Genomic DNA, 12,230 nt, shown 5'->3' with positions numbered 1-12,230 from the left:
TTCTTTTTTTTATAAAATTACTTAATATCTGTTTACATTAAACACTCCATTCGTAGTTTAACCAGTCTTTATTTTCGTTTGCCCCCAGCCTTTCATAAAATTTTTTCCCAGCATCATTCCACGGTGCGACAGTCCATTTAATTTGAGCGCAGTTATTCGATTTGGCCTCTTCGTGCAGGGCTTTCATTAATTGTTCGCCAATCTTTTGTCCGCGGTATTTTTCATCCACATACAATTCCTTTAAATAAATTGCGGGTTTGTTCTGTGCCGTGTATGGCAGAAAATAGTAAACCAGCATTCCGGCAATTTCGGCAGTATCTTCAGCCACAATGCAGTAAAAATCAGGCGGGCTTTTTTTAAAACCGCTTTCACGAACAATCTCCGGAGTAATGGCAAAAACATCAATATATTTTTCAAATATTGCCAGATCCCGCATTAAACCCCAGACTTTTTCACTGTCTTCTTCAACCGCTTTGCGGATTATGATATTGTTTTCTTTCATAACTAATTCATATTTACTAGTTCAAAAGTAACTCTATATTGGATTATATTTGTAGACCAATTTATTCAAAATGGATAGTCCAATTTTAAAAGTAATTTTTAGCAATGTTAAGTTGAATTCAACTGCAGAGAAACCCATTTACCTGCAATTGGCTGAGATTATATTATCTTCTATTAAACAAGGAAACCTGAAAAGCGGACAAAAACTGCCTTCATCAAGAGATATTGCTTACTTTTTTGGCATTAACCGAATTACGGTTTCTAAAGCTTTTGAAGAATTACAAAATCAGGGCTGGCTTGAAAGTTTTACAGGACGAGGTACATTCGTGTCTTCTCATATTCCGGAAATAAAACCCGAAAAACTACTCGATCAGTCTAATTCACCGCAAAAGGCGGCAGGATTTTCATTTGATACTCCTGAGTATTTACAAAACTCTTATTTAGTTCCTAATACCAATCTTCATTTTGATGATGGTTTCCCCGATCCCAAACTGGCGCCGCTGAAAGAACTTTCCAGAGCGTATCGCAATCAGTTAACCCGAAGCGGACTTTACGACAAATTTGGAAGTTACGGCAATCCCGAAGGATCTGAATTTTACAAAGATTCGATCTCTCGTTATTTGAATGAAACACGGGGGCTAAAAACAACTGCCCGAAATATTCTTTCTATACGAGGAACCGTTATGGGCGTTAATCTGGTATGCAATGCGCTTATAAAACCGGGCGATATTGTGGTATCAGGCGTTCCGGGATGGCGCCGCGCCGAACACAATTTCCTTCATGCAAAAGCCAAACATATTGGTATTCCGGTTGACGAACGTGGTTTGGTAATCGAAGAGTTAAAAAAGATCTGCCGGAAAAACAAAGTGAGAATGGTGTATATAACATCGCATCATCATTATCCTACCACAGTATCGCTCCGCATCGACCGCCGACTCGAATTGCTGCAGCTCGCCAGCGAATACGGTTTTATTATTTTTGAAGACGATTATGATTTTGATTTCCACTACAGCAATCGTCCGCTGTTGCCTCTTGCCAGCGCCGACGAAAACGGAATGGTGATTTACTGCGGTTCGTTCAGCAAAAGTTTTTCGCCTGCTTTTAGAATAGGTTATCTCGCAGCACCTGAAAATGTAATTCAACATTTATCCAACATCCGTGTGCTTCTTGACCGTCAGGGCGATCACATTCTGGACAATGCAATGGCCGAAATTATAAACGATGGTACGGTACAGCGTTATTTAAGAAAATCGCTTGCCGTTTATGAAGACAAACGAAATCATTTCTGCGACTTGCTAAAAAGCGAATTAGGAAATATTATAGATTTTTCAATTCCGCATGGAGGAATGACGGTTTGGACTAAATTCGACAAATCGATCAATCTGGAACGATTAGCCAAAGATGCTTATAAAAAAGGTCTGTATTTCTCGGATGGAAAAGCACATCAATATCCAAATTACAACGAAAACGGAACAAGACTTGGTTTTGCTTCTTCTTCTAAAGAAGAATTGAGTAAAGGAATTGAGATTTTGAAGGGGATTGTTTGAGATTTTTTTCCTCTTTATTTCTGCTTTTTGAATCAAAAAAGGACAGAAATGATAAGAATCCCTTTGATCACTATTCTTTTCAAAGCCACACAAAACACTCATTTACAGTATATTAAATAAAATAAAAAACAACCAGTATTATAATTGTAAAAAATACACGATTAATACTTAAATAATAGATTATTATATTTACATTTAACACAAATTAACACGAATAAAAAGACTTTTATTTCTTGTAGAGAATAAGAATATTTTCAACAATCAAAATAAAAAGTCCATCTCTCTTCGTGTTTCGTTTCATTTCCAAATCTGAAAATTACATTAACCCTTTTGAATAAAATATTTGTTCAGAACTTGTCAATATCGTATAAAATCTAATACTCTTAATGATCTGAAATTAAGACTAAACCTCTTTTCTTTAGTTATCAAAATACTCTCTAACGACACCTTTTTAATTTATGACCAAAATTTTATTATTTGTCACTGCATTACTATCAGTAAATGGCTTTTGTCAATCAATAGCCGCGCCTCAAGGTTTAGTAGAGGAGAAATTTTCATCTCCACAAATCCATCTTTTAAAACAATTTGCTGACCATCCCGTAGATTTATCAAAGGGATTAGTAGACATTACTATTCCTATTTACAATATTCTTTTTGCGAATAAAACGATACCCATTAATTTAATGTTCCATGCTTCAGGTCTTAAAGCTGATGCTTCCGAAGATGGAATGCTTGGTTTAAAATGGGCTCTAAATATTGGAGGATTTATTAGCCGTGAAGTTAGGGGATATCCAGATGAAATTAAAAATCACAAACAAGGTATTAATAACTCATCTTACGCACCCGATTGGATGACATTGTATGGAGGGTCAGCTCATAAAGGGTATTTTAATAATAATAGGGTTTATCAGAATGACGGACTACAATATATTGGAATGAGTGGTGTAGGTAAATATGAGGATACAGAATATGATATATTTACCTTCTCATTACCAAATGGACAAAGCGGTAAATTCATTTTAAAGGATAATGACGGCAATAAATCAGCCTCATTTATACCCTATAAGCCTTACAAGCTAAACAATCCTTTAATTGAAAATGGCAGTGGCAGTCCAGACAAAAATAGATTTGCTAAATTTGAGATCATAGATGATGAAGGTTACATTTATAGCTTTGGGAAAAATGATTCAAATGTAAATTATTACGAAAACTCTCCTAATTATGAATATATTAATTGCTGGCTTTTAACATCTATAACTTCTCCTAACAAAAAAGACATTATTAAATTTGAATATAATTTCAACAGAGCTTATCTAAATAGTCTTCTAACTCCAGTATTAATTAACGACCAGCTTGATGAATTTCTGAATTATTACAACCAGCTTGAGTGTCCAGATGCATGGCGTGATTCTCCTCTTTTTAGTGCAACAAAATCACAATTGTATTATACCTATAATTACTTTATAAAAAATTACAATATGCCTCCTTTAATTGATAAAGAAGCATTTTACTTATCTAAAATAACTTACAATGACTTTGTTGCTGATTTTACATATGCAGGACATCTAAATGTAAAATTAAATGGTATAAAGATTTCTAAAAACAATAGAATTTTAAAAAAGGTGCAATTTAACATTGAAAGGTTTCCGTATGAGCCTAATTCTTATGAAAAACCAAGCTATCTAAAATCTGTTGGTTTTTTAGATAATACTGATAAAATAATAGAAAAATATAGTTTCGATTATTATCATCTGGACAGACTTCCAACTGTGGATAAATTATCCCATCGCGCCGATTATTGGGGATATTATAATTCTGAAGTAGAAAACGTAATACTCAAAGATACTGTCGATATTTATTGGATGCCGCCATCTTGCAGGGGTGCTGTACAGCAACGGTACAGAAATGAAATTGGCAGCGGCAGTAATAGATATAGCAATGCTGAAGACATGAAAATTGGAATGCTTAAATCTATTACTTATCCTACAGGCGGAACAACTACTTTTGAGTACAGTGGTAATCAATATAAAGACAACAACATAATAAGAGATTGTGGAGGATTACGCATAACTGGTACTATTGAAAAAGATAAAAATGGAAATATTCTCAAAAAAAGAAAATTCAAATATGGTGAAAATGAAGATGGTATTGGTGAAATTCCAAATTATCTAAAACCTGACCCTAATATTCGTAATTTTTTTGAAGAAACGGCAATTACATATTATATTAGAGATACTAATATATATTGGTCAAATCCACAAACTCCGTTCCTACCACTTGACCAAGGAGAAGGAACTTATAGAACAAGATATTTTACAGGTTTTTTTCCTGGCAAATTTTACACCTTCTTATATAACCTTGTAGCTTACAATAAGGTTACAGAATATATTGGAGATGAGAGCAATAATATTGGGAAAATTGAAAATTATTATCAATCCAATATTCCATTGCAAAATGATTATGAGTTTGACACACGTAATTTTAAATTTCAAAGAGAAAAGCTTACGATAGATCCTTCTAATTTTTGGAACGGCAATCATATCAATAAAAAAATAGAATACAAAAGCGGGCAAAATGGTTTATATTCTGTAGTTAAACAAACAGATTATTTCTATACTGAAAAAATAACTGAAGAACTTTACGATCTTTCAATATTTAGATTCAAAGATTTTATCAGCTACGATATAAACGGTGGTAAAGAATCTGTAGAAACTGCTGTTGTAGAATTAGAAAGAGTTAGACAAAACCCCGGTTCATTTTTTGGACATAAAGTCCAAAAATATATTGTTGGAGTTGAAAACTTAAGCTCAATAAAAGAAGAATTTTTTCTTGATGGAAAAAGCCTAATACAAACCACAACCAACTCATTCGATCCTAACAAACCAACATTTATAAAAGAAACAATAACATCAACATCAAAAGGAGAAAACCTTATTCAAAAATTCTTATATCCGTTTAATATAAATACAGGAGTATACAGTCAGATGTCTGATGCAAATGTTATCTCTCCCGTTATTGAGAAAATTTCCCTAAAAAATGATAAAGTGATCAGCAGTACTTTGCTTAGTTATAAAAAAAGTGATACTAATTTTGTACCTCATCAAAATTCTATAACAGAACTAAATATACCTTTTTCTTACTCCGGATTTACAAATTTTAACGGATCCGCAAAGGATATACATTACAGTTCTGATCCAGAGATTACATATGATCTCTACGACGATTATGGCAACCCTACACAAATTACGTCAAAAGGAAAAGCAACCGTTTGTTATATATGGGGATATGATAAAAAATATCCCATCGCAAAGATTGAAAATGCCACATACACTGCTGGGCAGACCAATAGCATAACAGCTGCTCAGCAGATCCTCATTAACAATGCAGTAATAGCTAGTGCTAATGAAAATACTCAAACTTCGGAAACCGCACTTATAGCTAAATTAAAACTCTTAAGAGAAGGTTTTCCTAATTCTATTGTGACGACCTATACTTACGACCCTTTAATTGGAATAACAAGTGTGACAGATCCAAAAGAATACACTACATATTATGAATATGACACTTACGGTCGTCTGAAACAAGTTAAAGATAATGACCAGAAAATTCTTTCTGCTAATAAATACAACTACACCAATTAAAACAAATCATAAAGAAGCAATACTAAATTTATTAAAAAACACTATTACTAATTACTTACCAAATTCAAAAATTATGAAATACCTCTTGTCTTTTATTGCATTATTATCACTAGAAGGCTTTGCTCAATCAACAATAGCAAATCCTCAGAATATGGCAGAGGAAAAAATAAAATCTCCTCAGGTACATCTTTTAAAACAATTTGCTGACTATCCGGTTGATTTATCAAGTGGTTTAGTAGATATTTCATTACCGCTTTATGAAATAAATTTCGGAGATATTAAAATTCCTTTAAACCTTAAATTTCATGCTTCTGGTCTCAAAGCAAATATAACTGAGAATGGAATATTAGGCCTTAAGTGGGTAATGAATATTGGCGGATTTATAAGCCGCGAAGTTCGAGGATATCCAGATGAAAGAAATGCTCACAAACAAGGTATAAATGGAGAATGGTATACTCCGGATTGGATGACTTTATACGGAGGAACTAACGATGACAGTTATTCCTCTAATAACGTGATTTTTCAATCCCAAGATTTAAGCCAATTAGGTATGCCGGGTGTTTATGGTAAGTATGAAGATACTGAATATGACATATTTACATTTTCTTTACCAAACGGAAAAAACGGAAAATTTATATTGAAAGATATAAATGGCAGTAAAACTGCAGCATTTATGCCTTATCAGCCTTATAAAATTAATATCACAACCGAATCTCTTTATAAAAGCCGTCTGTATATCATATCTTTAGAACTAACAGATGATTTAGGATATGTTTATCAATTTGGAAGAAATAGTACAAATCAACCTAATTATGAAGTTGATCAAGATTATAATTCGACCACCTGCTGGGTTTTAAATTCAATCACAGCTCCAAATAAAAAGGATGTTATCAAGTTCGAATATACAAAGACTTCGGTAAATGGAAATAGTACTTTGCCACCCGTTATTATAAATGATCAATTAACTACCGCAATGGATTATTTTTCGGATGATCTTGGATATTGTCACAATTCTGTTTTATACAATGAGATCGGCTGGGATCTACACAGAAATTATTTTGTAAAGAATTACAATATGCCCCCGCATATGAATCAGGAAGCATGTATTCTGTCAAAAATAACCTACAATGATTTAGTCATTAATTTTAATTATTTAAGAACCTCCAGTGACATTAATATATTTCTGCTGAACAATATTGAGATCAAAAATAACATCGAAATTTTAAAAAAAATAAAATTTGACATTACAAGTCCTGGTACGGAAACGAGTTACTTAAATTCATTTCAGATTAACGACAAAAATGATCAAACAATTGAAAAATACAAATTTGATTATTACAACTTAAATCAGCTTCCCAATGCAACCAAATTAACGAATAGTGCGGATTATTGGGGATATTATAATTCGCAAGTTGAAAATTTAATTTTAAAAGAAACTGTAAATATTGCATTTTTGAATCCTGTAGCTGGATGTATAGGAGGACCAGCAAACATGAGATTTACAAATGAAATAGGTGTGAACAATGACCGTTTCAGCAATCCTGAAGACATGAAGATTGGAATGCTAAAAACAATTACTTATCCAACAGGAGGAAAAAGTGAATTTGAATATGAAGGTAATAAAATTATGTCTTTATATAATGTTGGCGACAATCCAATTAAAAACTGTGGAGGTCTAAGAATTAAAAGCATAACTGAAAAAGATAAAAATGGAACAGAGATAAAGAAAAAGGAATACAAATATGGATTAAATGAAGATGGAATAGGTCAGATACCCAGTTATCTTTTTCCAGATTTATATACTAAAAATGAAATGGAAGAAACTGCTGCAGAATGGCATATTGTAGACCAAGTTATTTTAACCGCTTCTGACGGGAGTCCATATTTTAGAAATGAATCAGCCGATGTTACCTATAAAACTAGAATTTTTAATGGGTATTTTCCTTTACGTTATTATACTTTTTTAAACAAATTGGTACACTATGACAAAGTAACAGAATATATAGGTGATTCTGCTAATAATATTGGTAAAATTGAAAATTACTATTCAAACAATGTTCCAATGGTTCTGGATTACAACTTTGACACTCGTTATTTTACCTACAAAAGAAACAAATTTGCCATTGATCCCTCTAATTTTTGGTGCCGAAATAATTTAAGCCAGAAAATCGAATATAAAAAAGTAGATAACCTTTACATTAAAGTAAGAAAAACAGATTATAGTTATGACGAGAATATCGTAGATGAAGTTTATGATGTTTCGATTTTTACTTACAAAAGATTTAACGGTTTTATGGCAATGAATGATGGAAACAAATCAAGATCTGAGAACGGAACAATTGCAAAAGAAGAGTTACAGCGTATAAAAGATAATCCTGGCTCTTATTTTGGATATAAGTGCCAGAAATATACGATCGGTGCCGAAAATTTAATTTCAGTAAGAGAAGAATTATTTTTTGATGACGGAACAAGTCTTGTGCAAACTACGGCTAATGAATACGATATAAACAAGCCATCATTTGTAAAGAAATCTTCCTCTTCGAATTCCAGAGGTGAAAATCTGGCACAAAACTTCCTATATCCTTTTAATATCAATACTGGGATTTACAGCCAGATGTCTAATACAAACGTTCTCTCTCCTATAGTCGAAAAAACAACCATAAAAAATGGAAAAATAATTAACAGTACTATACTTACTTATAAAAAAAGTGATGAAAATTTTGTTCCTGATCAAAATTATATTACTGAATTAAGCACACCAATACTTTTATCCCAATTTTCAATTTTTAACGGAATAACGAAGGATTTACATTATGGATCCAGCCCTGAAATTACTTATGATCTTTACGATGATCGTAGCAACCCTATTCAAATCACTCAAAAAGGGAAAGCATCAATATGTTATATCTGGGGATACGATAAAAAATATCCTATTGCTAAAATTGAAAATGCAAGTTTTTTAACTGGCCAGACTAACAGTATTTCGACTGCACAGCAAACCCTTATAAACAATGCTGTATCTGCGTCATATGGAGAAAACACTCCTGTAGCAAAAAGTAATCTAATTAATAAACTAAAACTTTTGAGAGCCGGTTTTCCCAATGCTATGGTGACAACCTATACTTATGATTCTTTAATAGGAATAACAAGTATGACAGATCCAAGAGAATACACTACCTATTATGAATATGACACGTACGGTCGTCTGAAACAAGTTAAAGATAATGACCAGAAAATTCTTTCTGCTAATAAATACAACTACACCAATTAAAACAAATCATAAAGAAGCAATACAAAATTTATTAAAAAACACTATTACTAATTACTTACCAAATTCAAAAATTATGAAATACCTCTTGTCTTTTATTGCATTATTATCACTAGAAGGCTTTGCTCAATCAACGATAGCAAATCCACAAAATTTAACCGAAGAAAAATTTAAATCTCCACAGGTTCACCTCTTAAAGCAATTCGCTGACTATCCTGTAGATCTATCAAGGGGACTAGTTGATATTAATGTTCCTATTTACGACCTACCATTTGCAGGTAAAACTTTACCTATTAAATTAATGTTTCATCCTTCTGGCCTTAAAGCTGACGTCGCAGAAAATGGGATGCTTGGTTTAAAATGGGCTTTAAATACAAGCGGTTTTATAAGTCGTGAAGTGCGAGGTTATCCTGATGAACAGAGACCTCATAAGCAAGGTATTAATCAGTATTTAATTCCTGATTGGAAAACATTGTATGGCGGCGCGTCAGATAAAGGGTACTTTAATAACAACATAATCTATCAGGACTTAGGCTTACAACACATTGGACTGCCTGCAGGTGTTGGTACTTATGAAGATACTGAATATGACATTTTCACTTTTTCTCTTCCTACTGGACAAAGTGGAAAATTCATACTAAAAGATGATAATGGAAACAAATCTGCTTCATTTATGCCTTATAAGCCATATAAATTAAATAATCCTTCAGTAGGAAATGGTTATGATAACAAATTCATCTTTTCTAAATTTGAGATCGTTGATGATGAAGGTTATATCTATACATTTGGCAAGAGTGATGTAGACAAATATTACTACGAATATACGCCTGATTTTGATCACATTAATACATGGCACCTAACATCAATAACATCTCCAAATAAGAAAGATGTTATAAAATTTGAATATATTTTCACAGTTACACATACAAAGAGCCCCCTTGTTCCGGTAATAATCAATGATCAATTGGATAATTTCGATAATTACTTCAGTAAATTGGATTGCCCAGGAGCACTTCGTAACTCTCTTTTATTTAGCGCATTGGAGTCTACCTTGTATGATTCTGGGGGATATTTTGTAAGAAACTACAATGAACCGACTGTTTCCAATAATGATAGTTATTACATTTCTAAAATCTCGTATAACAACTTAAATATAAATTTTTCATACAAAAAAGGAACTGGTGATATAAACGAGTTAATATTAAACAAAATTGAAATAACAAATAACAATAATATTATAAGACAGGCAGATTTTGACGTAAAACTTACTAGTGGTCCAAGCTATCTAAAATCGATTAACATTAAAGGCAGTGCCACCGAGATTATAGAAAAGTATGAATTCGACTACTACAATCTAGATAAAATACCAAATGTCAATAAATTATCAAATAGTGCTGATTACTGGGGATATTATAATTCTAAAGTTGAAAATGTAATACAAAAAGATACAGCACAGATTTATTTCATGTATCCTTCATGCAGGGGTAATATATCGCAATTATTTCTTAGAGAAATTGGAAGTGGTCAAGATAGATATAGTAGTTTAGAAGATATGAAAATTGGCATGGTTAAATCAATTACTTACCCAACGGGAGGTACAAGTACGTTTGATTATGAAAGCAATAAATACAAAGATATAACCACAAAAGAATGTGGAGGATTGAGGATATTAAATATCATTGATAGAGATAAAAATGGCCGTTTCCTAAAAAAAAGAGAATTTACCTATGGTGAGAATGAAGATGGCATTGGGCAAATCCCCAGTTATCTTAAACCAGACACTAATATTTACAATGCTTTTGAAGAAAAAGCTACAACATACTACATAAGGGATACTAATGTGTATTGGGATGGTGAAACAGGAACACCATACTTTGCTCAAGATTATGGTCATGGCACTTTTAGTACCAGATACATTAAAGGCTTTTTCCCTGGATATTATTATACCTTTTTAAACAATCTTGTATCATATAGCAAAGTGACAGAGTATGTTGGAGACATAAATAATAATATCGGTAAAATTGAAAATTATTACGAAACTAACACTCCGGCAAGAGGAGAGTATATATTTGATACACGCCTTTTTAAATTTCAAAAAGAAAAACTAGCAATTGATCCCTCTAATTACTGGTACGGAAATAATATTTATAAAAAAATAGAATTCAAAAAAGAAAATAACGGAACATACTTCAGAGTAAAACAAACTGATTATTCTTATGTCCCGCAAATAGCAGACGAATTTTACGATCTTTCAATATTTAAGTTCAAAGATTTCATTGGATTTGATATAAAAGACGGAAAACAATCTATAAGAACTTCATCTGAAGAATTAGAGCAAGTAATACAGAACCCAGGTTCCTTTTTTGGTTATAAAGTTCAGAAATATACTATCGGAGTAGAAAATCTAAACAGGATTACAGAAGAAATATTTTTTAACGACGGGACAAGTATTGTACAAACCACGACAAATACATTTGATAATAAAAAGCCTGCTTTTATAAAAGAAACCAAAACATTAACCTCTAGAGGAGAAAATATTGCCCAAAAGTTCTTATATCCATTCAATATTAATACAGGAGTATACAGTCAAATGTCTGATGCAAATATTATATCTCCTCTCATTGAAAAAGTTTCTTTAAAAAATGATAAAGTAACCAGCAGTACTTTACTCACCTATAAAAAAAGTGACAATAATTTTGTCCCTGCTCAACAATCTTTAACAGAATTAAATATACCCGTTCCTTATTCCGGATTCACGAATTTTAATGGATCTGTAAAAGATACACGCTACAGTTCTAATTCCGAAATTACTTACGATCTCTATGATGATTATGGTAACCCAATACAAATTACATCCAAAGGAAAAATTACAACCTGCTTTGTATGGGGCTATGACAAGAAGTATCCTATTGCAAAAATTGAAAACGCTACGTATTCTACCGGACTTCCTAACAGTATAACTAATGCTCAGCAGACCTTAATCACAAATGCCATTGCTGCATCTGCCGGAGAAAATACCAAAACCACTGAAATTAACTTAATTTCAAAACTAAAACTTCTTAGAGATGGATTTCCTGATGCTATGGTAACAACATATACTTATGATCCTTTAATAGGAATTACAAGTGCGACAGACCCAAAAGAATACACCACTTATTATGAATATGACACTTATAGCCGATTAAAACAAATTAAAGACAAAGAAGAAAAAATCCTTTCTGTTTATAAATATAATTATACAAACTAAAAAGAATCAAAATCAAAAATATCAAG

5 protein-coding genes are annotated in these 12,230 nt (G+C 32.2%); 4 read left to right on the top strand and 1 reads right to left on the bottom strand.

What is annotated here, in order from left to right; genetic code table 11:
* Positions 1 to 37: 37 nt before the first annotated feature.
* Positions 38 to 502 carry a GNAT family N-acetyltransferase gene (locus tag OZP11_RS18780; protein WP_281232042.1) on the bottom strand — a complete coding sequence of 155 codons (465 nt, stop codon included), beginning with the start codon at positions 500 to 502 and terminating at the stop codon, positions 38 to 40.
* Between the two features lie 70 nt (positions 503 to 572).
* Between OZP11_RS18780 and OZP11_RS18775 the strand changes: the two genes are divergently transcribed.
* The 4 genes from OZP11_RS18775 (at position 573) to OZP11_RS18760 (ending at position 12,204) form a co-directional block, all read left to right on the top strand.
* Positions 573 to 2,048, top strand: a complete 1,476-nt coding sequence (locus OZP11_RS18775; protein ID WP_281232041.1) for an aminotransferase-like domain-containing protein — start codon at positions 573 to 575, stop codon at positions 2,046 to 2,048.
* A 458-nt stretch (positions 2,049 to 2,506) separates the two neighbouring features.
* Positions 2,507 to 5,689, top strand: coding sequence for a hypothetical protein (locus OZP11_RS18770; protein ID WP_281232040.1), 3,183 nt, complete (start codon positions 2,507 to 2,509; stop codon positions 5,687 to 5,689).
* 73 nt (positions 5,690 to 5,762) lie between these two features.
* A complete protein-coding gene (locus OZP11_RS18765) occupies positions 5,763 to 8,960 on the top strand; it encodes a hypothetical protein (RefSeq protein ID WP_281232039.1) in 3,198 nt (1,065 codons plus the stop codon).
* On the top strand, positions 8,914 to 12,204 hold the full coding sequence (locus OZP11_RS18760; RefSeq protein ID WP_281232038.1) for a hypothetical protein: 3,291 nt from the start codon (positions 8,914 to 8,916) through the stop codon (positions 12,202 to 12,204). The genes OZP11_RS18765 and OZP11_RS18760 overlap by 47 nt, the downstream gene beginning before the upstream one ends.
* Positions 12,205 to 12,230: the final 26 nt, after the last annotated feature.

This window comes from Flavobacterium gelatinilyticum, from assembly GCF_027111295.1.
In the GTDB taxonomy this organism is placed as follows: Bacteria; Bacteroidota; Bacteroidia; order Flavobacteriales; family Flavobacteriaceae; genus Flavobacterium; species Flavobacterium gelatinilyticum.
The sequence above is the reverse complement of the archived record's forward strand: the minus strand, read 5'-3'. Positions and strand labels throughout refer to the sequence as shown.